At 57.5% G+C, this 21,356-nt stretch carries 14 protein-coding genes and 8 pseudogenes; 18 read left to right on the forward strand and 4 right to left on the reverse strand.

Annotated features, from left to right (window positions below; translation table 11 throughout):
- Positions 1-646 precede the first annotated feature (646 nt).
- From ACTBDU_RS08290 to ACTBDU_RS08305, 4 genes are all read left to right on the forward strand, one after another.
- Positions 647-1,012 carry a GtrA family protein gene (locus tag ACTBDU_RS08290; protein WP_438806147.1) on the forward strand — a complete coding sequence of 122 codons (366 nt, stop codon included), beginning with the start codon at positions 647-649 and terminating at the stop codon, positions 1,010-1,012.
- 92 nt (positions 1,013-1,104) lie between these two features.
- Entirely contained in the window at positions 1,105-2,154 is a 1,050-nt protein-coding gene (locus ACTBDU_RS08295; RefSeq protein WP_438806148.1) for a glycosyltransferase family 2 protein, read from the forward strand.
- A 13-nt stretch (positions 2,155-2,167) separates the two neighbouring features.
- Positions 2,168-2,605: a hypothetical protein gene (locus ACTBDU_RS08300; protein WP_438806149.1), complete on the forward strand. Its 438-nt coding sequence runs from the start codon at positions 2,168-2,170 to the stop codon at positions 2,603-2,605.
- Positions 2,606-2,736: 131 nt separating this feature from the next.
- Positions 2,737-3,171 (forward strand): hypothetical protein, encoded by a 435-nt coding sequence (locus ACTBDU_RS08305; RefSeq protein WP_438806150.1) that lies wholly within the window; start codon positions 2,737-2,739, stop codon positions 3,169-3,171.
- 136 nt (positions 3,172-3,307) lie between these two features.
- Here ACTBDU_RS08305 and ACTBDU_RS08310 read toward each other — a convergent pair whose 3' ends face one another.
- Both ACTBDU_RS08310 and smrB read right to left on the reverse strand, forming a co-directional pair.
- Positions 3,308-3,592: a hypothetical protein gene (locus ACTBDU_RS08310; protein WP_438806151.1), complete on the reverse strand. Its 285-nt coding sequence runs from the start codon at positions 3,590-3,592 to the stop codon at positions 3,308-3,310.
- 315 nt (positions 3,593-3,907) lie between these two features.
- Positions 3,908-4,366, reverse strand: a pseudogene (gene smrB / locus ACTBDU_RS08315) (endonuclease SmrB).
- A gap of 288 nt (positions 4,367-4,654) precedes the next feature.
- Between smrB and prmB the strand changes: the two are divergent.
- From prmB to mepA, 3 genes and pseudogenes are all read left to right on the forward strand, one after another.
- Positions 4,655-5,593: pseudogene (gene prmB, locus ACTBDU_RS08320) on the forward strand (50S ribosomal protein L3 N(5)-glutamine methyltransferase).
- 70 nt (positions 5,594-5,663) lie between these two features.
- Complete coding sequence (gene aroC, locus ACTBDU_RS08325) at positions 5,664-6,749, forward strand: chorismate synthase (protein ID WP_438806161.1); 1,086 nt, start codon at positions 5,664-5,666, stop codon at positions 6,747-6,749.
- Between the two features lie 5 nt (positions 6,750-6,754).
- Positions 6,755-7,607: pseudogene (mepA, locus tag ACTBDU_RS08330) on the forward strand (penicillin-insensitive murein endopeptidase).
- A gap of 110 nt (positions 7,608-7,717) precedes the next feature.
- Here the strand turns inward: mepA and mnmC are convergent.
- A pseudogene (mnmC, locus tag ACTBDU_RS08335) lies at positions 7,718-9,453 on the reverse strand (FAD-dependent 5-carboxymethylaminomethyl-2-thiouridine(34) oxidoreductase MnmC).
- Between the two features lie 155 nt (positions 9,454-9,608).
- On the opposite strand from mnmC, the gene fabB reads away from it, so the two are divergent.
- The gene (gene fabB / locus ACTBDU_RS08340) at positions 9,609-10,820 is read left to right on the forward strand and encodes a beta-ketoacyl-ACP synthase I (RefSeq protein ID WP_438806152.1); all 1,212 of its coding nucleotides are present in this window, start codon (positions 9,609-9,611) and stop codon (positions 10,818-10,820) included.
- A gap of 191 nt (positions 10,821-11,011) precedes the next feature.
- Positions 11,012-12,105, forward strand: a pseudogene (locus tag ACTBDU_RS08345) (MFS transporter).
- 225 nt (positions 12,106-12,330) lie between these two features.
- On the opposite strand, the pseudogene ACTBDU_RS08350 reads toward ACTBDU_RS08345, so the two are convergent.
- Positions 12,331-13,272: pseudogene (locus ACTBDU_RS08350) on the reverse strand (flagella biosynthesis regulator).
- Between the two features lie 286 nt (positions 13,273-13,558).
- On the opposite strand from ACTBDU_RS08350, the gene pdxB reads away from it, so the two are divergent.
- The 9 genes and pseudogenes from pdxB (at position 13,559) to cvpA (ending at position 21,350) form a co-directional block, all read left to right on the forward strand.
- Complete coding sequence (gene pdxB / locus ACTBDU_RS08355) at positions 13,559-14,701, forward strand: 4-phosphoerythronate dehydrogenase PdxB (protein WP_438806153.1); 1,143 nt, start codon at positions 13,559-13,561, stop codon at positions 14,699-14,701.
- Positions 14,702-14,884: 183 nt separating this feature from the next.
- Entirely contained in the window at positions 14,885-15,199 is a 315-nt protein-coding gene (locus tag ACTBDU_RS08360) for a hypothetical protein (protein ID WP_438806162.1), read from the forward strand.
- Positions 15,187-15,828 (forward strand): annotated as a pseudogene (locus ACTBDU_RS08365) (Asd/ArgC dimerization domain-containing protein). The gene ACTBDU_RS08360 and the pseudogene ACTBDU_RS08365 overlap by 13 nt, the downstream one beginning before the upstream one ends.
- A gap of 65 nt (positions 15,829-15,893) precedes the next feature.
- Entirely contained in the window at positions 15,894-16,679 is a 786-nt protein-coding gene (truA, locus tag ACTBDU_RS08370) for a tRNA pseudouridine(38-40) synthase TruA (protein ID WP_438806163.1), read from the forward strand.
- Between the two features lie 40 nt (positions 16,680-16,719).
- A pseudogene (locus ACTBDU_RS08375) lies at positions 16,720-17,344 on the forward strand (DedA family protein).
- 239 nt (positions 17,345-17,583) lie between these two features.
- Positions 17,584-18,483, forward strand: a complete 900-nt coding sequence (accD, locus tag ACTBDU_RS08380) for an acetyl-CoA carboxylase, carboxyltransferase subunit beta (protein ID WP_438806154.1) — start codon at positions 17,584-17,586, stop codon at positions 18,481-18,483.
- Positions 18,484-18,566: 83 nt separating this feature from the next.
- Positions 18,567-19,838 carry a bifunctional tetrahydrofolate synthase/dihydrofolate synthase gene (gene folC, locus ACTBDU_RS08385; RefSeq protein ID WP_438806164.1) on the forward strand — a complete coding sequence of 424 codons (1,272 nt, stop codon included), beginning with the start codon at positions 18,567-18,569 and terminating at the stop codon, positions 19,836-19,838.
- On the forward strand, positions 19,828-20,556 hold the full coding sequence (gene dedD, locus ACTBDU_RS08390) for a cell division protein DedD (protein ID WP_438806155.1): 729 nt from the start codon (positions 19,828-19,830) through the stop codon (positions 20,554-20,556). Before folC ends, dedD begins: the two co-directional genes overlap by 11 nt.
- A 305-nt stretch (positions 20,557-20,861) precedes the next feature.
- Positions 20,862-21,350: a colicin V production protein gene (gene cvpA, locus ACTBDU_RS08395; RefSeq protein WP_438806156.1), complete on the forward strand. Its 489-nt coding sequence runs from the start codon at positions 20,862-20,864 to the stop codon at positions 21,348-21,350.
- The last annotated feature ends 6 nt before the right edge of the window (positions 21,351-21,356 follow it).

Genomic DNA, 21,356 nt, shown 5'->3' on the forward strand with positions numbered 1-21,356 from the left:
AACCTAATTCACATATATCTAATGGATGCCCAAAGGGCGTTTAAACTACCTTTAAATCTGCTCAAACCACGGTCATTCGAGTCCAGAATTTAGTGCAAAAAAATCATTTTTTGCCCATTTTTTTTGCAACGAGGCCAGAATCTATAAAATCTCTGTAAGCCGCACCATTAAAGGGCTTCCGGCTAACCTATCGTTTAACTTAAGAGTCCAGAAATGATTGCCACCCCACATGTCAGTCTTCCGCGTGAAGGGCACCAATATTTAAGCTTGCTCATGACGCCAGTGCAGCCAGGAGAGGCGATGTGATCAGATATTTATCTTCACGGCGTGATAAGGCAGCGATATCCCGTACGTTGCAAGACGTCGTAAAAAAGCGTTTACACGGTTTACACAACAGGTGGCAACACCGACTGAAAACGCAATAGACAGCTCCCCGTCCGCGATTTGCCCCGCCTGCTGGATCAGTACGTTTGCTGAAATTCCATGAGACAGCGAAAGAAATTTCCCTTTATCACGTACGCATTAAATAAATTACTTATATTCAATGAGTTACCATAGACCATAAAATCGTAGAGGGTAAGCAGAATTCATGCATAATTATGGTTGGTATCTTATATAATTTACCTAATGTAACACCTGCAGATAGATGATGATGTCATGGGCGGGTTGTAAAAGTATTGCTCTCGGGGGGATTCTGAAAATTCAAGTAATGAAACGCCGTGGGGCGTTACGTATATTTTTCCGTTCCCCAGATAATACGTTTATACAAACGATAAAATTTTGTCTGGTTGGATTACTGAACACGGCGCTTACAGCGGCGGTTATTTTTGCTTTTATTCATATCGGCACCGGCATTTACCTATCCAACTTTATTGGTTATGCTGTCGGTATAGCTTTCAGCTTCGTTATCAATACCATTTTTACCTTCTTGACATCCCTGTCTTTTCATCGCTTAGGTAAATTTCTATTAACATGCCTGACCTCCTATTTGGTAAATATCGGTGTTATTTAAATGATTATTCAAACTAACTCAAATTTAATTTATTCAAGTCAAATTGCCGGTATGGTGACCTATACGATCACAGGATTTCTATTAACTAAATTATGGGCTATGAAATGAATGTGAGTAATCTACCGTTGATAGCGATTGTCGTGCTTTGTTATAATGAAGAAGCTGCCTTTCACTATTGTTTAAATTCTTTGATGGAAGTGGTAGAGAAATTACAACGTAGTAATAAAATACGGCAGGGTAGTCATTTATTATTTGTCGATGACGGCAGTCAGGACAATAATTGGCAATTAATCAGCAGCGTGGCGGCAGACAATAAAAGTGTTCATGGATTAAAGTTATCCAGAAATTTTGGTCATCAGGCCGCATTGCTGGCAGGGCTAAGCCATGCTGACGCTGATGTAGTCATCAGCATCGACGCGAATTTGCAGGACGACACGAATTGCATTGAACTTATGATTGATTGCTACTCAAAAGGTAATGATGTCGTCTACGGTGTCCGTTCGCGGCGAGATACCGACAGCTGGGTCAAAAGGACCTCTGCCACACTTTTTTATCGGGTTATGGCTGTGATGGGTGTCAAGCAAATTCATGACCATGCTGATTTCAGGCTCCTTAGCAGACAAGCGCTTAAGGCACTGTTAAGCCTGAAAGAAAAAAATATCTATTTGCGTGGCATAGTACCCTTGATTGGCTTTCAAAGTGCAAAGGTTTTTTATTCTCGCGCGGAGCGCATTGCCGGCGATACGCACTATCCTTTGGCAAAGATGATATCTCTGGCGGTGAGAAAGATAACATCTTCTTTGATCTATCCCCTGAGAATCATTTTTCATACCGGCTTTATCATCTGTTTGCTGTCAGCCTTGATGATAATCTATACGTTATACCAGAAAATGAGTGGGCATACTGTCGCGGGCTGGGCCTCCATTTCTTTAGCCATCTTGTTTTTTAGTGGTGTGCAGTTACTCTGTTTAGGTGTGGTGGGTGAATATATTGGCAAAATTTACACCGAAGTAAAAAATAGACCGCTTTTCTTTATCGAGAACGAAATCAACGGAGGCAGTGTCTCAAACACTGCTGCCACAGCACAGGCGGTAAATGCAATTCCGATGACTTACGATACTTCAAAAAAAACTGTTAAATAGAAGACGGCTCGCGATGTATAAACCTTATGCTTCTTTGGCACCGAGGACGGAATCACTGTACGCTAAGCTGGCGTTGATCATCGCTGTTGTGTTGATTGGGCTTGCTATCGGCTTTATCCACCAATACTTTATCTATCCTATCTATTTTCATGGTGACGCCGCAGCCATGCAGATGCTTGCCCGCGCGATAATTGAAAAACAAAGTTTGCTGCCGGCCGATTTTTCCTATGGCGATCAGATTATCTTTCTGCGTTCCAGTTATTTTGTCGCGTTTACCATGTTGCTGGGACTTTCCGGTTATAAGGCCTATATTTTTAGATCGGCTCTGAGTATTGCCTTCTGGTTTCTTATGAATTACCTGATATTAACCTCGGTATTGGCTCGACGCTCCATGGCGCTGGCGCTCGCCGCAGCCATTTTATTCCGTTGGGGCACAGTGATTTTGATATAATGCTAGGACAACAATCGTGTTTGGCAAACATTGTGTTGTTCATTGCCGCGGCGATTCTTGCCTTTCAGGCGTCGCTACGCCTTTGCCGGAGTTATTAGGTGTTAAGTTTTTTGCCCATAGCGCTAATCGCGTTGGAGGCACCGATTAGAGGTTCGCTGGTGGCGATACCTCTGATAGTAGCATTAATTCTCTGCTTTGGTGTTCGCAAAAGCGTGTATCCTTCCGCTTTAGCGTTAGCCGGTATCATCGCCGGTTATGCTGGCAATGCAGCATTGCTCAAACACACCGGCCAGTTAGAAGTCAATTATTTGCAGTTGTTAACGTTGTACAGTCTGTCAGATATTATCACTAATCTATCACGTCTCGTCATTTCACTTCTCGGCGGCACAATGGCCACGGATGTTTTTGCAGGAATGAAGATTATTAGCGTGGGCTTCCCGCTCTATATTTTAAGCATTGTTATGCTGCTCTGTTATGTGGCGGCATTTATTTATGGCATGGTAATGACCACGGCAAGGATCAAAACAAACATAGCCGCTGTTGAGAATGTTGAACGAGCTTACTAGACTTTTTTTTAATTCTCGCGGCAATAGGCATTGTGATTGGCTTGTTTGCGGTGGCAAGTTTAAATTCTGATTCGTCGCGCCATGTTCAATGGGCTATGTCGCTACTTAAATTGTCGCTGTTCATTTAACTTTATGATCAATTATCCTGCTTTTCAAATCGAAAAGCGCTCTGGCCGTCATTACCTTCTTCATTGCTCTTTTGAGATCGTGCTGGTATCCAGCGGCCGTCAATCACAATAGCCAGATTAATTTTCAGCGTAATCGGGACTTTAATCGCGAAATTCTGACGTTGATGTAGCAAAACCATATCTATCGCATTTACGGTGGCGACTTTTGGGAAATATTGCCGCTGAATGCCATAAACAATCGGATAAACGCGGGTGAACTTACCATCAACGGCGATAACATTGTACCGCGCCATTGGCTGTCGCGTCCCAGTTGGTTTTGCGCATCAGGCTAGGTGTTCTACGCTCTTAACCAGACTGTCGAGGCATACCGGTTGATAAAAGATCGGATAACGGCTCGCCAGGGTGAATTACTCCTGACCAAAGGGTATGTGACGATTTGGAAAGGACCGGTGATTTGGAAAAATGCCCGGCCTTGCGTAAACTGAGCCTCTTCTCGGCTTGGGCGCGCCAATTCCTGCGCCCGAGCCCTGCGAAGTAGCATCTCCGCAAACCAATAGGCGTGCAAGCGGCGCGCTATTACGGCGACTGGACCACCAAAACGACCCCCATCAAGACGCCAATTCCACCAGAATCAACAGCGCCGCGCTCCCGCCAAATTCCTTCGGCGCCTGCCTGATGAAAACCTCTGATGTCAGGATGCTGCGCCAGCCACAGCGGCGTCTGCTGCTTCAAAATATGTGCAGGCGCAGTGCGCATGCTCACACCGGCAGGCGGCAATCGGCGCCCCTAATTCTTGCTTGGCCTCCGCCTGCGTCAGTCCGTGCAGATCTAAAAACAACTCGGGCGTGTACGCCGCGCCGCAGCTTTTTTACCTCATAAGGGCTGACGTCCGGCCGCACATAGCGGGGCGGTCCCTCCTCCTGAAGCAGCGGCTGAAACTCATCGGAAAAGTAGAAACTGGCGTCGACCTGCTCTTGTATTAATCTTCGCGCCGGTAGGACGGTTTTGGTGCGCCGCGGAGGAGAGGGTATAACCCGGTCCTGCGGCAGCGGCTTGGCGCCCACCACCGTTTACCTGAACAGTTGCAGATCATCCTCGGCCAGCGTATATCATTTCTTCATTATCTGCTCTGCTCTGCTCTGCTCTGCTCTGCTCTGCTCTGCTCTGCTCTGCTCTGCTCTGCTCTGCTCTGCTCTGCTCTGCGCTTCGCGTTTTGTATTAGTTTACCCTTTCCTTATCATCGATGGCGAAAAATGTGGCGCCGTGACCTTTGAGGGCGCACTGGCTGCTGCTTTGTCCGTCACTTCATGGCACACTAGCGCCTGTTGATGAATGCGAAGGCCGCGGAGGACAGATTGGACAGAATTTTTGTGGATGAAGCGGTAGCGGAAATGCATACCATTCAGGATATGCTGCGCTAGCCGGTCAGCCGGTTCAACGCCGCGCAGATCTATTACGGCCACGGTACCGATAATCTTTGGGACGAAGCGCTGCAGCTGGTGTTGCCCAGCCTGTTTCTGCCGCTGGATCCGCCGCCGGAGATGCATGGCGCGCGCCTGACCTCCAGTGAGCGCGCGCGCGTGGTCGAACGCGTTATTCGTCGGGTGAACGAACGTATCCCCGTGCCCTATTTGACCAGCAAGGCCTGGTTTTGCGGTCTTGAATTTTATGTCGACGACCGGGTGCTTATCCCGCGTTCGCCGATTGGCGAGCTGATTACCGAACATTTTCGCCATCTGCTGCCGCATCCGCCGGCGCATCTGCTGGATATGTGTGCCGGTAGCGGCTGTATTGCCGTGGCCTGCGCCTATGCCTATCCGGCCGGAGGAGGCGAAGGTGGACGCGGTGGATATCGCTCCCGGCGTATTGGCGGTGGCGGAGCACAATACGGGCGTATGGCGTTGAGCAACGGGTAACGCCGATTCGCTCCGATCTGTTTCGCGACTTGCCGCCGTTGGCCTATGACGCGATTATTACCAATCCTCCCTATGTGGAGGAAGAGAATATGAACGATTTGCCGGCGGAGTTTCATGCCAAACCGCTGCTCGGTCTGGCCGCCGGCAGCGATGGTCTTAAGCTGGTACGACGTATTCTTGCCTGCGCTCCCGACTACCTTAGGCGAAGATGGTGTGCTGATTTGCGAAGTGGGCAACAGTATGGTGCATTTGGTAGCCCAATATCCGCAGGTGCCGTTCCGCTGGCTGGAATTTGCCCAGGGCGGCGACGGTGTTTTCATACTGACGCGTCAGCAATTGGTTGCTTGCGGTGATCTTTTCAAGCTCTATCGTGATTAAAACGCCCGATCAAGCCCGCGTGCGGCGCCGGCGTGTCTCTTTTTTTATCAGGAATTGGTAAGGAGTCCCGATAGCAGGGAACAGTATTGGACAATTTTTCCGCGTGACGACCTTCGGTGAATCCCACGGCCCGGCGCTGGGCGGGATTGTCGATGGCGTACCGCCGGGTATCCCCCTTTGCGAGGAAGATTTGCAGCACGACCTTGACCGCCGGCGGCCAGGGACATCGCGTTATACCACGCAGCGGCGCGAGCCGGATCGTGTAAAAATTCTCTCTGGCGTGTTTGAGGGCGTCACGACCGGCACCAGCATCGGGCTGCTTATCGAGAATACCGATCAACGCTCGCAGGATTACAGCCCCATCAAGGATCTCTACCGTCCCAGTCACGCCGATTACACCTATGATCAGAAGTATGGCCGACGCGACTACCGCGGCGGCGGCCGATCTTCGGCGCGTGAAACGGCGATGCGCGTTGCCGCCGGCGCTATCGCCAAGAAATACCTGGCCCAGCAGTGCGGGGTGCGGGTGCGCGGTTATTTGGCGCAAATGGGCGATATCTACTGCGAGCTGAAAGACTGGGCGCAGGTGGAGCAAAATCCGTTCTTCTGTCCCGATGTCGACCGTCTGGAGGCGCTGGAGGCGCTAATGCGTGATTTGAAAAAGGCGGGGGATTCCATCGGCGCCAGGGTGACGGTCGTGGCGGAAAATCTGCCCGCCGGACTCGGCGAGCCGGTATTTGATCGCCTCGATGCCGATCTGGCCCATGCGCTGATGAGCATCAATGCGGTGAAAGGAGTAGAGATCGGCGATGGCTTCGCAGTTATCGGCAAGCGCGGCAGCGAAAACCGCGACGAAATTACCCCCGAGGGCTTTCAAAGCAATCAGGCCGGCGGCATTCTCGGCGGGATTAGCAGCGGCCAGCCGGTTATCGCGCATCTTGCCCTGAAGCCCACCTCCAGCATCATGGTGCCCGGCCGGACGGTAAACCGCAGCGGCGACGCGGTAGAGATGGTCACCCGCGGCCGGCACGATCCCTGCGTTGGGATCCGGGCGGTACCGATCGCTGAAGCCATGATGGCTATCGTGCTTATGGATCATTTCTTGCGCCAGCGTGCGCAGTGCGCGGACGTCGTTGCAGCGGCGCCGATAAGGTGATGGCAATGCGCAAAGTATTAATCGGTTGTCTGGCGCTGGCGGCATATTGCGCGGAGGCCGCACAGACGCCGTGGCAAAAAATCGACCATCCGATCGCCGGCGCGCCCAGCGCCATTGGCAGCTTCGCCAATGGTTGCATTATCGGGGCCCAGCCGCTGCCGTTGGAAGCAGGCAACTATCAGGTACTGCGGCCGGATTCAGCGGCGCTACTTTGGCCACCCCGATTTGCTGTTGTTTATCCAGCGCCTGAGCAATCAGGTAAAACATCTGGGGCTGGCTAAGGTGCTGGTAGGGGATATGGCGATGCCGCCCGGCGGCCGTTTTAGCAGCGGCCCCGCCAGCCATCAGTGGGGGCTTGACGCGGATATCTGGTTGCAGACGCCACGCCAGCGCTGGAGCGCTTATCAGCTGCTTAAAACCTCAGCCGCTGGATCTGGTGGCGGCTGACGGGCCGCGGAGTGGTGCCACGTCTGTGGCGCTGATTAAATTGGCGGCGGAGGATGACCAGGTCACCCGTATTTTTGTCAACCCGGCCATCAAAAAACAACTGTGCCTGGATGCGGGCAGCGATCGCGACTGGTTACGCAAAGTCCGGCCCTGGTTCGGGCACTGCGCCCATATGCATGTCCGGTTGCGCTGTCCGGCTGGGTAGCCGCGAATGCGTCGATCAGCCGATACTACTGCCGGGGGACGGTTGCGGCGCCAAGCTGGAAAGCTTGGTTCCTGCCGGCCAAACCGGGGGCGGCATCAGGATTCGCTAGGCCAGGCGGTCGCTGTGTGAAGGGCGACACCGCGCGCGCCAGCAAAGGAGACGTAAAGCACGGCACGCGGCTTCGACAGTCGGCGACAACGGTTTGACGTTTGACCGCTGGCGTTTTGTCTGCGCGGCACCGCTGCCCGCGGCACTAATGGCGGGGATGATTAACGCATGGCACGGGGCTCGATCGCCGCCAGCGTAAGCCGCAGACTTAAATCCCCTTGAGCGTATGGGAGCGCCGGGGTTGGGCAATCTCCCTGCCTTTTAATAACTTGCGGACCCAGAACCGGTTGGGATTCAACGCCTGCGCCACGGTGCGGGTGACCGGCAAAGGCTCGCTAAAAATTTGCGCCGCCACGATTTCCGCCGCCAGCAGCGCGCTGCATAAACCGCGGGAAGCTAACCTTCCCCCAACATGAATAAATTGGCATAGCCCGTCACCGTCGCGGGGAGATGGCTTACCTGACCGCATGCCGCATAGAGCGGTAGCGCAGCGGTTGGGGCCAGCCCGCTCATTTCATGCCCATTAGCCAACACAACCGTGGCATGGCGTACATCGTCGCCACAGGCAAAGGTCAACTGCCAGCCGGCGCCATCATCGGCGCTGAGCGCGGTCAATCGCCGGCGGTAATGTGTTTGCGGCCCCTGTTGCGCCGCCAACCGCATCGCGCCGGCGGTCAACTGCGCCGGATTGAGCCAGCCCCCCGCCGGATACATCAGGCCATCACGACCGGTTTCTACCCCCACCAGCGCGGCCATGGCTGCACGGGCCAACGGCCGCACCAGGATGCTCGGCCAGCCGGCGTCGAGAATGCGCGCAATTTTGCCGGCGCTTTTCTCATCCCAGGCCAGTTGCGTGACGCCGCACCATTGATGTTCAGACGCCACCCCTTGCGCCGCCAAGTGCTGATAGCAGCGCAGCGCGAAAGGAAAGGCCTCGGCAAAAAATTGGGCCAGGGCGTCATGTCGATGATTCAGCAGCGGTATAGAGCACCCCCTGACAATTGCCCGAGCCCGCCCTGCGGCGGTTGATCGTCGGCGCAGTAAAAAGTGACACGGGCGCCGCGCCGAAGAAGTGCCAGCGCGACCAGAGCGCTGGCGATCCCGCCGCCGATAATGGCCACATCGTCGGGCCCGGCGGCCGAGGGGCGGGGGCATACTAGGGCGCAGCACCGGCACCGGCATCGGCATCAACGTCGCCGTGCGGCGCCCGTATGCCGGTGAGCATCTCCCGCTTACGGCCGAAGCCTTTGACTTTATCACCGCGAAACCGGCTTGCTGCAGCCCGCGGCGGACAAAACCGGCGGCGGTAAAGGTGGGGAAGCTGGCTTCCGGTCCTGCCAGTCTGGCCATGGCGGCAAACAGCGTGTCCTGCCACATATCGGGGTTTTTTGCCGGCGCGAAGCCGTCCAGAAACCAGGCGTCAACCTGATTGTCCAGGCTTACGTCCAGCGCGGGAAGCAGCGTATTGACATCGCCAAAGCCGATATCGAGAATGATCCTGCCGTGGGCCAGCACCAGGCGGTGATAACCGGCTACCGGCTGCGGGCAGAGGGACAGCAGTTCTTCCGGCAGCGGCGCCAGCGTTTGCCAGGGCTCGAGCGCACTGCGCAAATCTTCCTTGCCGAGGCCGAGCGGGTATTTTTCAAAGCTGATAAAGTGCAGGCGCCTCGCGCCGGTCGCCGATTGCTGCCGGCAGTGCGTATCAAAGGCATGCCATAACGCCAGGAAATTGAGGCTGGTGCTAAACTCGGTTTCCGCTACCCGAAAGACTGGGCGCGGATGGGGGGTTAAGCGAGCAGGCAAGCCATTACCGTGCAGAAAAACGTGGCGGCTTTCCGCCAGACCATCCTGATTGGAAAAGTAGACGTCATCAAATTTTTGGGATACAGGTGTACCCTGATCGTTCCAGCGCAATACGGTGGGTTCAACGGCGTGCCGGTTCACGGTAGCAGGCTCACGGCAGGGAAAGTGGGACGATTCTAACCACGCGGGCTTTCCGGTGCAAATTTTGCTAACATCCTCTGATCGGACTTGTTCAGCTTACATCTGTAAGCTAAAGTGCGTGACTGAAACTCAAATATTATTACAAGAGGTATTAAATGAAACGTGCTGTGATTACCGGCCTGGGGATCTTATCAAGTATCGGTAACGACCAAAAAGAAGTCCTAGCCTCGTTGCAAGAAGGCCGCTCCGGGATTACCTTTTCCCAGGAATTGAAAGATTCCGGCATGCGCAGCCATGCCTGGGGCAATGTCAAACTCGATACCACCGGGCTGATTGATCGCAAAATGGCGCGCTTTATGAGTGATGCCTCTGTCTACGCCTTTTTGTCCATGGAACAGGCGATTGCCGACGCCGGGCTGGCGCCCGACATGGTGTCCAACGACCGTACCGGCCTTATCGTCGGCTCCGGTGGCGGCTCGCCGCGCAACCAGGTTGCCGGATCTGACGGTATGCGCGCCCGCGGCCTGCGTGGCGTGGGACCTTACATGGTTACCAAGGCGATGGCCTCCGGCGTGTCGGCGTGTCTGGCGACCCCTTTCAAAATCCGTGGCGTCAACTACTCCATCAGCTCCGCCTGTTCGACCTCCGCGCATTGTATCGGCAATGCGGTGGAAATGATCCAGCTCGGCAAACAGGATGTGGTATTCGCCGGCGGCGGAGAAGAGCTGTGCTGGGAAATGGCCTGTGAATTCGATGCCATGGGCGCGCTATCCACCCGCTACAACGAAACGCCGCCCAAAGCGTCGCGCACCTATGACGTCAATCGCGACGGGTTTGTTATCGCCGGCGGCGGCGGTATCGTGGTGATGGAAGAGCTGGAGCATGCTCTGGCCCGCGGCGCCCATATTTATGCTGAAATTATCGGTTATGGCGCGACTTCCGACGGCGCGGACATGGTCGCTCCGTCCGGCGAAGGCGCCATCCGTTGCATGCAGATGGCGTTGAAAGATGTCGATACCCCGGTAGATTACTTGAACGTCCACGGGACCTCTACGCCCGTTGGCGACGTCAAAGAGTTGTGGGCTATCCGGGAAACCTTTGGCAGCCAGCATCCGGCGTTCTCCTCCACTAAGGCGATGACCGGTCATTCCCTGGGGGCCGCCGGGGTGCATGAAACCATTTTCACGCTGCTGATGCTGGAGCACGAATTTATCGCTCCGAGTATCAATATCGAACAGCTTGATCCGCAGGCGGAAGGCATGAACGTCATTACCGAGCCGACACGGCGTGCATTGACCACCGTCATGAGTAACAGCTTTGGTTTCGGCGGCACGAACGCAACGCTCGTGATGCGTAAATACGGCTAAGCCGTGTCGGCTGCTGCCGGGCTGTGTGGCGCCTGGTGGCGCCGGAGACCCGTTGTCGTGCGCCCGCGTCAACGTAAGCGTTCACACACTAACCAACGCATCCCTTCCTACTCTGACGGCTAGGGAAGGGAAGGGCGTTGGTTTTTTTATGCTCTCTTTGCTGCTAATTTGCCAGGAGCAAGCTCAGCATCATGCATGCTGAACCCACTACATTAGAGACCATGCCGGCGAATAAAACACTGTTTTCGCTGTGCAGTGCGGTGTTTCTCTGTTATTTGACCGGGGCGCTGCCCCTGCCGGTCATACCTCTTTAATGTCCATGACGAGTTGGGACTCAGCAATACGCTGGGCGGCGTCGCAATAGGCATTCAATTCCTGCCCACGGTATTGACCCGCAGTTATACGGGTAGACTTGCCGAGCTGTTCGGCGCTAAACGTTCCGCGCTGCAGGGAATGGCGGCATGCGGGTTGGCCCGGGTATTTTATCTGCTCTCGGCGTTGCTGCCATTGCCGGTGTATTCTCGCTACGGGCTGCTGTTGATAGGGCGCGTCATGCTGGGTTTCGGCGAGAGTCAACTGCTGACCGGTACGTTAAGCTGGGGGTTCGGTTTGTTGGGGCAGGCGCGCGCGGGCAAGGTGATGTCGTGGAACGGCGCCGCTATTTATGGGTCGCTGGCGGTGGGGGCAAGCGGTGGGCTTGTTGCGCTATCATCGCTCCGGCGGGTTTGTTACGCTGGGATTAACCACGCTGCTGGCGCTACAGGGGGTAGGGTTCGCCGCCGTCGGCATCTTTATTTCATTGTATTTTAATTTGCGGCATTGGGATCATGCCGGTTTTGCTTTCAGCGCTTTCGGTATTGCTTTTGTCGCTCTACGCTTCTAGGGTAGTCAGTGGACCGATCGGCTGGGCGGCCGTGCGGGTGAAGCTCATTTCACTGGCGGTGGAAGCGCTGGGTCTGGCATTGCTGTGGCTGGCGGCAGAACCCGGTTTGGCGTTGCTGGGCGCAGGATTGACCGGGCCGGCTGTTCATTGATATTTCCCGCCATGGGAGTGGGAGTCGTGAAACGGGTGCCGGTGCAAGTGCGTGCGACCGCGGTAGGCGGTTATAGCGCGTTCCAGGATGTGGCCTACGCTATGACCGGTCCGTTGCTGGGCATGCTGGTAACCGCCCTAGGCTACGCCTCGGTATTTGGCGCTGCCATGCTCTGCGCGCTGGCTGGCATCGCCGTGGCGCTGCTGTTTACTTGGCAGCGGCGTCTTACGAGCGGCGACACCGACGCCTGACGGGCGGCCTATACTCCCGTTAAAAAGGCATTCCTATCCTACGCGCTGTGGCGCCCCTGGCGGACGGGTCACTTCCGCGCGCAACGGGCGGGGCCGCAGTAAAATTACCATGTTCTTCTGCCCTCCCTGCCGCGACGGGCCGGCAGGAGGCTTTGCACCGCGCACAGGGACGCACACGGCATCATCAAGGGCAGGTTCCTGCGGGCGCGCCACCCCTTTCGGCCATCAGCGGGCCAGCAGCCATATAACGACCAGTACCACGGCGACAAAGACCCCTATCACCAGCTGCGATCGCGCCGCGCAGACCGGCCGTGGTTCGTGTTCGGTGGCGATAAGCGGGTGGGTTAGCGGCTGGAGCAGGCGGACATCCGGCATCTGGTGCTGGCTCTCTGGGTGCGGCTCAGGCGATAAATAAACAAATACTGCATCACCGCGTTGACCTGAGCGGTGGTCAGCGGCGTCTGGCTGTCAGCGGCGAAATGTTGCCGGCAGTACTTGTTCCACGGCCTGCTGCTCCTCGCCGTGGACGGGATGCTTGAGCACCGCCGTGAGCGTGGTTAGCGTGGGATGCCCCTGCTGCGACAGCGTCAGATGGCTTTGCAAGAACTGACTTAATAACGGGAAATGGGCGGGCGGGAATAGGATCGCCGGATTTCAGCCCCATCATACGGCGCAGACTTTCCCACAGCTCGGTCGGCGGCCGCCGGTAAGCGCCGCCAGGCGGGTGATAAGCTGGCTGAGGGCCTGGTGTTCCGCCGGCAGCAGGGTGCGATCGGTCATGGCGGCCTGCTGCGGCGCCGGAATGTCCAACTGCCCATTTTGCAGTAAATGCAGCACCTGACGCAGTTGGCCGGCATCCAGCTGGCTAAGAACGGTGTGGCCAAACTGGCTGCGAATAAAATCGCTCACCGCCTGGCGGTTATTCCCCTGCGGCAGCTGTTCGGCGGGAAGAAAGTGGCGTACCCGTAACTCACCGTCGCCGGCGATTTGCAGATGGTGAAACAGCGCGGCCCAGATTTCCGCCGGTTTACTGGGGCTTAAAGCCATAATACGAGTAATAAACCGCTCAAGCGTCGTGCGCTGGGCGGTGGTCAGGGGTTGATCCGGGTCGGGCGCCGGTGGCGTTTGACCCCGTGGCGGCGTACCGGGACCGGTAACTGGTTGCATAATGCATATCCTCTCGGGAGGGGAGACGGTGAAAATCAGGTGCGGCCCCGCTAACGGCGCGCTGTTGGGGGCTGATAATAACAAGTCCACGCCGGCAGCGGTAGCATCCGGCGTCGGGATGGCATTTTCTGCCGGACGAGATGAGTGAACCCTGCCGCTGCAAGCTTAGCCGCTCTCATCGGCGACAATAACAAAATGAAGCGTGATAGAGTTGGGATTCTTACGCATTCGGTGGCAGAATATTCCCCCTTTAACGTTTGATGGCAGTGTGCTGCCGGAGCCCGATGTGAAAATCCTGGTGGATGAGAATATGCCTTATGCCGAGGCGCTGTTTGGGCGTGTTGGCGACGTGCAGACTGTGGCGGGCAGGGCGATTCCCGCGCCGGCGCTGGCGCAGGCCGACGCGCTGATGGTGCGTTCGGTGACCCGCGTCGACGGCGCTCTGCTCGACGGCAGCCGGGTGAAATTCGTCGGTACCGCTACCGCCGGCACCGATCATGTGGATAAAGACTGGCTGGCGCAGGCGGGGATCAATTTTTCCGCGGCCCCGGGCTGCAACGCGATTGCGGTAGTGGAGTATGTCTTTTCCGCGTTGCTGTGGCTGGCGCAGCGGGACGGTTTTGCGCTGCGCGACAAGACCGTCGGCATTGTTGGCGTCGGGAATGTCGGCGGCCGTCTGCAACGGCGGCTTAACGCCTTTGGCGTGCGTACCTTGCTGTGCGATCCGCCGCTGGCGGAGGCTGGCGCTCCCGGCGACTGGCAGCCGTTGGAAACGCTAGTGGCTGAGGCGAATGTGCTGACGTTCCATACGCCCCTCACGCGCGCCGGCCGGCATGCCACCTGGCATCAGGTGGACCAGGCGCTGTTGGCGGCGCTGCCCGCCGGCCGCATTATCATCAATGCCTGCCGCGGAGCGGTGGTGGATAACGCCGCGCTACTGCAGGCGTTGGAGGGCGGCAAGCCGCTGAGCGTCGTGCTCGACGTCTGGGAGCCGGAGCCCGCGCTGTCGTTGCCGCTCCTGGCCCGCGTCGATATTGGCACCGCCCATATCGCCGGTTATACCCTGGAAGGCAAGGCGCGCGGCACCACGCAGGTTTTCGATGCCTACAGCGCTTATGTCGGTAGTGATAAGCGCGCGAGCCTGGCGGCGCTGTTGCCGCCGCCGGCGGTGGAGCGTATCCGTCTGCGTGGCGCGATTGATGAAGAGGCGCTGCGTCTGTTGGCGCATCTGGTCTATGATGTGCGGCGAGATGATATGCAGTTACGTCGCGCGGCCGTACTGCCGGGGAAATTCGATTGCTTGCGCAAAAATTACTATCAGCGCCGGGAGTGGTCATCGCTGTGCGTGAAAACCGACGATAGCATTGGCGCGGATGCGCTGCGGCAGTTGGGGTTCCAAGCTCAGCCGGTCGTGCCTGGCGGCGGTTGATAGCGTGGCCCGAAGGATGCGCGGCAGGACGCGCGCGGGGCCTTTTACGCCATTTTGATTGACGGATGCTGCAGGTGCAGCGCGCCGCGGTATCGCAAAACGGGAGATAACATGATGTCTGACGGCTGGAATATTGCTCTTCTGGGAGCAATAGGCGCAGTCGGTACGGCGCTGCTGGAAATTATGCAGGAACGCCAATTCCCGTTCGAGGAGCTGTTTTTACTGTTTAGTGGGCGCTGCTCCAGCGAAACGGTGCGGGTTAACGGACAAAGTTTGCAGGTTAGCGAAGCGGCGCAATTCGATTGGTCGCAGGCGCAACTGGCTTTCTTTGTCGCTGGCGCGCAGGCCTTGGCGCTGTATGCGGCTGAGGCCGCCCCGGCTGCCTGGTGGTCGATGTCGGCGGCCTGTTTGCCCTGGAGCCGGACATGCCGCTCGTGGTACCGGGCGTCAATGACGACGAGCTGGCCGATTACCGTAATCGCAATATGGTCGCGGTAGCGGATGCGCTGACCAGTCAACTATTGCTGGCGGTAAAGCCGCTTACCGATCTGGCCGGCCTGGGGCATCTGCACGTCAGCAATTTGCTGTCTGCCTCCGCCTACGGCAAAGCGGCGGTGAATGATTTGGCAGGCCAGAGCGCCTGCCTGTTGAATGGCTTGCCCGCCGAGCCGGGCTTTTTCCCGTGTCAGCTGGCGTTCAATCTGCTGCCGCTGCTGCCCGACGACGTCGGCTCGGTGCGGCAGCGAACGTCGTCTGGTGGACGAAATACGTAAAATCCTGCGTGATGAGGGGCTGCCTATCTCGGTCAGCAGCGTGTGCAGGCGCCAATATTTTACGGTCGTGCACAGCTGGTCCATCTAGAAACGCAGCGGCCAATAACTGCGGAAGAAGCGCGCGTGGCGCTAGAGGCCGTCGAGGGGCTGACGCTGAGTGAAGAGCTGAACTATCCGACGCCGGTAGAGGACGCCTCGGGAAACGTCGCCCTGAATATCGGTAGTCTGCGCAACGATTACGACATGCCCGATCTGCTGCAGTTCTGGTCGGTGGAGGATAATGTCCACTTCGGCGGCGCCCTGATGGCGGCGTTGACCGCGGAGAAAGTGATGGCCGAAGCCAGCGCGTGGTAACACTACAAACGGCGCCCCTGCCCGGCGCGGACGAGGCACTGCCGGCGGCGGCTAATAAGGGCACGATGAAGCTGGCGCTCGGGATTGAGTATGACGGCAGCGCCTATTACGGCTGGCAACGTCAGCAGGAAGTGGCGAGCGTGCAGGCGTGCCTCGAACGCGCGCTCTCTACGGTCGCCGATGAAACTGTCACGGTTTATTGCGCCGGCCGTACCGACGCCGGCGTGCATGCCACGGGGCAGGTGGTTCATTTCGACACCCGATCGCGGCGACCGGATGCCGCCTGGACGCTCGGCGTCAACGCCAATCTGCCGGCCGATATTGCCGTGCGTTGGGTAGCGCCGGTGGCGGACGATTTTCATGCGCGTTTCAGCGCGACCGCCCGGCGCTACCACTATATTATTTATAATCATCGCCTGCGCCCGGCACTGCTCGGCCGCGAGTTGACCCGCTATTATCATCCGCTCGATGCGCCGTCGATGGCGCGCGCCGGCCAGTGCTTATTGGGCGAAAACGATTTCACGTCTTTTCGCGCTCTGCAGTGCCAGTCGCGCAGCCCCTGGCGCAACGTGCACCATCTGCACGTCACGCGTCAGGGACGCTATGTCGTGGTCGATATCAAAGCCAATGCTTTTGTTCATCATATGGTTCGTAATATTGTAGGCAGTCTGCTGGAGGTGGGGTGCGGCAACCGGCCGGAAAGTTGGATCGCCGACCTGCTGGCGTGCCGCGACCGGACACAGGCCGGCGCTACCGCCCGCGCGGAGGGGCTTTACCTGGTGGCGGTGGATTATCCGTCGCGTTTCGCCCTGCCCGCGTTGCCGCCGGGGCCGTTATTTCTTGCGGATTAACCGCTTACTTTCTTTCGACTTGCGTTACCGGGAAAACTGAATGGAATATATCAAATTTATCATCGATTTTATTTTGCATATCGATGCGCATCTGGCAGAGCTGGTGGCGCAGTACGGTGTCTGGGTGTATGCGTTTTTGTTTCTGATTCTGTTTTGCGCAACCGGCCTGGTGGTAACGCCCTTCCTGCCGGGAGACTCATTGCTGTTTGTCACCGTCGCGCGGGCGGCGCTGCCGAGTAACGGGCTCGACATTCATGTGATGGTGCTGTTGATGGTGCTGGCGGCAATCGCCGGCGATGCGGTCAATTATACGATTGGCCGCCTATTCGGTGAAAAGCTGTTTAGCAATCCGGACTCCAAAATCTTTCGCCGCCGCTATCTGGACAAAACCCGTGAGTTCTATGCCCGGCACGGCGGTAAAATCATCATTCTGGCGCGCTTTGTACCCATCGCGCGGACCTTCGCGCCGTTTGTGGGCGGCATGGGCCAATATGCGTTACCGCCATTTTGCGCTCTACAATGTCGCGGGTGGGCTGCTGTGGGTGTTGTTGTTCAGCTACGCCGGCTATTTCTTTGGCAATATGCCGATGGTGCAGCAAAATCTGAAGTGGCTTGTCGTGGCGATTATCCTGCTGTCAGTGCTGCCGGGCGTCATTAAAGTGTAGCGTCATCGCCGGATGGCTGCCAACGCTAAAAGTAAGTAATTTACCGAAGCCGGCGGGCAGAATGTGAACAAAGCACAGAGTTTTCTGTGCCAAGTCGCTGGTCATTATGGTTTAATGAACAACCTTTGGCACGCCATCCCCGGCGGGGAGCGTGCGAGACGGCGGCCCTCCCGCCGCGGTTAAAGGTCAAGTAAATATAGCAGACTGGCGAATGCCAGGTTCAAACAGAAAGGTTATCGATGAGCTGGATTGAACGAATTCTCAATAAGAGCACTATCACCCCGGCGCGCAGGGCGAACATTCCTGAGGGCGTATGGACCAAGTGTGTTAGCTGTGGCCAGGTGCTGTATCGCGCGGAGCTGGAACGCAATCTGGAGGTCTGCCCGAAGTGCGATCACCACATGCGGATGACCGCGCGCGCGCGTTTGCACGCTTTCCTGGATAAAGGAAGCGAGTCCGAGGTCGGTAGCGAGCTGGAGCCGAAAGATATCCTGAAATTCAGGGACTCGAAAAAGTACAAGGATCGCCTGTCGGCGGCCCAGAAAACCACCGACGAGAAAGATGCGCTGGTGGTGATGAAAGGCGAGCTGTACGGCATGCCGGTGGTGGTGGCGTCATTCGAGTTCGCCTTTATCGGCGGTTCGATGTCCTCGGTGGTCGGCGCGCGTTTCGTGCGCGCGGTCGAGCAGGCGCTGGCGGACGACTGTCCTCTGGTGTGCTTTTCCGCCAGCGGCGGCGCCCGCATGCAGGAAGCGCTGATGTCATTGATGCAGATGGCCAAGACCAGCGCCGCGCTGGCGCGGCTGCGCGAACGGCGGTTGCCCTATATTTCGGTTTTGACTGACCCCACCATGGGCGGTGTTTCGGCCAGTCTGGCGATGCTGGGCGATCTGAACGTTGCCGAGCCGAAAGCGCTGATTGGCTTCGCCGGTCCGCGGGTGATAGAACAGACGGTACGCGAAAAACTGCCGGCCGGTTTCCAGCGCAGTGAATTCCTGCTGGAAAAGGGCGCTATCGATCTCATCGTGCGCCGTCCGGAAATGCGTCTGCGTCTGGCCAGCCTGCTGGCAAAACTGACCAACCGGCCCCAGCCGCACGAGCCGCGCCCTGATGCGGTCCCGGAGGATCATCAGGTATAAAGGGCGGCGCAAGCCTGCCCGCGGCCATCAGCCTGGGCGGGGCAAGCTTAGTGAGAACCCAGCATAAGCCAATGAACGGACGTATGGAAAATCTGCCTATCCCCCAAGCGACGTCGCCACTGGCCGCGTGGCTTTATTATCTTGAACGTCTGCACGCCAAACCCATCGATTTGGGCCTGGAGCGGGTACGCCATGTGGCGACCGGCCTGAATTTGCTGCGCCCGGCCACCTGGGTCATTACCGTTGGCGGCACCAATGGTAAGGGCACCACCTGTCGGCTGCTGGAAGCCATTTTGCTGGCAAGCGGGATGCATGTCGGCGTCTATAGCTCCCCGCATTTGCTGCGCTATACCGAACGGGTGCGCATTCAGGGCGACGAATTGCCGGAAGCCGCCCATAGTGAAGCGATGGCGGTTATCGAAGCCGGCCGTGGCGCGACGTCGTTAAGCTATTTCGAGTTCGGTACGTTGGCGGCGCTGCAGCTTTTTCGGCAAGCGGCGCTGGATGTGGTGATCCTTGAGGTCGGGCTGGGGGGGCGGTTGGACGCAACCAATATCGTCGATGCCGACGTCGCCGTAACGACCTCCATCGCCCTCGATCATACCGATTGGCTGGGGCCGGACCGTGCCAGTATCGCGCGGGAAAAGGCCGGTATCTTTCGTCGCGGCAAACCGGCGGTCGTGGATGGGCCCGACCGGCCGGCGACGCTCGACGCCGCCGCTGCCGACTGCGGCGCAGCGCTATACGCCCGCGATCGCGATTGGTGGTGGCAGGACGACGGCCAGCACTGGCGCTGGTGGGACAATATGCGCGAGCTTACCGCGCTGCCGCTACCGGCCATTCCGCTGGAAAACGCGGCAACGGCGCTGGCTGCCGTTGCCCGCCTGCCGTTCGCGGTACCGGCAGCGGCGGTGCGCCAGGGGCTGCGCGAGGCTTCGCTCCCGGGACGTTTTCAATGTATCGGACGGGCACCGCTGACCATTCTGGACGTCGCGCACAATCCCCATGCCGCCGGCTATCTGGCCCGGCGTCTGGCGGCGTTGCCCCGCACCGGCAAAGTCCGGGCGGTGGTCGGGATGCTGGCGGATAAAGATATTCCCGGCACGCTTGCCGGCTTGCGCGGGCAGGTAGATGTTTGGTATTGCGCATCGCTTGACGGGCCGCGTGCCGCCAGCGCCGCGCAATTGGCGGCGCATCTTGACAGCGACGCGCAACGGTTTGAGGATGTGCCAAGCGCCTGGCATCAGGCAATAGCGGACGCCGCGCCCGAGGATTGCGTGCTGGTATTTGGCTCTTTCCATACCGTGGCGCCGGTCCTGGAGCTGGCTGAAAGGGAGACGTATTGTGACAAGTAAATTTCAAAACCGCCTGGTCGGGACCATTATCCTTGTCGCCCTCGGTGTCATCATTTTGCCCGGTCTGCTGGATGGTAAAAAGAAGCACTATCAAGGCGAGTTTGCCGCTATCCCGCTGGTGCCGAAGCCCGGCGACAGTGACGAACTCGACGCGACGCTGCCGGCCAGCCAGCAATTGTCGAGCCTGCCGCCGGAAGGGGCGGGCGAGGCGGTAGAACAATCCAGCCGGCTGGCCGGCAGCGGACAGCCGTCGGCACCCTTGCCCGATGTTGCCAGCAGCGGTACCCGTCAGCCGGAAACGCTGGCGCCGCCGGAAATGAAAGTCAGTCCGCCCGCAGCTGCCAAACCGGAGGTCAAGCCAACAGCGCGGCCTGAGAGCAAGCCAATGCCCAAACCGCAGACGCCGAAAGTCGAAGCGCCCAAACCGCCGGCGCCGAAATCTGACTCAGCGCCTGCCGCCAAGCAGGCGCCAAAAGGGCAGGCGTGGGTAGTGCAGCTCGGGGCGTTGAAGAACGCCAATAAGGTGTCGGAAATCGTCGCCAAGCTGCGGTTGTCGGGCTATCGCGTTTATACTTCGCCATCGGCGCCGGTGCAGGGGCAGATTACCCGGATTTTTGTCGGTCCCGATGCTTCCCGGGATAAGCTGCAAAGTGCGCTGGGCGAACTTAACCAGTTGAGCGGCCTTAACGGCCAATTGCGCCCCTACAGCGTACGGTAGACTTTTGCTGGACAGGACAGGACAGGACAGGACAGGACAGGACAGGACAGGACAGGACAGGACAGGACAGGACAGGACAGGCGAGCCCTGCTGCTCACGCAGGTGCGGCGTTTTGACCGCACGGCCTCAGACGCCATACAGGCGGTCGGCGCGTTAGGTTGCGCTATCTTGTTGCGGCGATGGGTCTTTTCACTCACCGTGATTTATTTAAACCGGGGGAATAAATCCCCTACGCAAACGTTTTCTTTTTCTGTTAGAATTCGCCGCGAACCAGCTGACCGGGCGAATGATCAAGGGATGCATGCATGATCTGGATTGATTACGTCATTATCGGCATCATTATTTTTTCCGCTTTGGTGAGTCTGATTCGCGGGTTTGTACGTGAGGCATTATCTTTAGTGACCTGGGTCTGTGCATTTTTTGTCGCCAGCCATTACTATAGTTATTTTGCGATATACTTTACCCGCTTTGAAGAGCAGATGGTTCGCAAGGGTATTGCGATTGCCCTGCTGTTCGTGGCTGCCCTGATCGTCGGGGCCATCGTCAATTACGTCATTAGTTCGCTTGTGGAGCAGCCCGGTTTGTCCGGCACCGACCGGGTATTAGGCGTCTGTTTTGGCGCGCTGCGCGGCGTTTTAATTGTATCGGCGGCGTTGTTCTTTCTCGACACCTTCACCGGTTTCTCCCACAGTCAGGACTGGCAGCAGTCCCAACTGATACCGCAATTCAGCGGTAACATCAGATGGTTTTTTGACTATCTGCAAAGCACGTCGAGTTTCTTACCGAGGCAGTAGTTGTCC

It is taken from the genome of Sodalis sp. (in: enterobacteria), assembly GCF_051710625.1.
Classification (GTDB): domain Bacteria; phylum Pseudomonadota; class Gammaproteobacteria; order Enterobacterales; family Enterobacteriaceae; genus JBPESN01.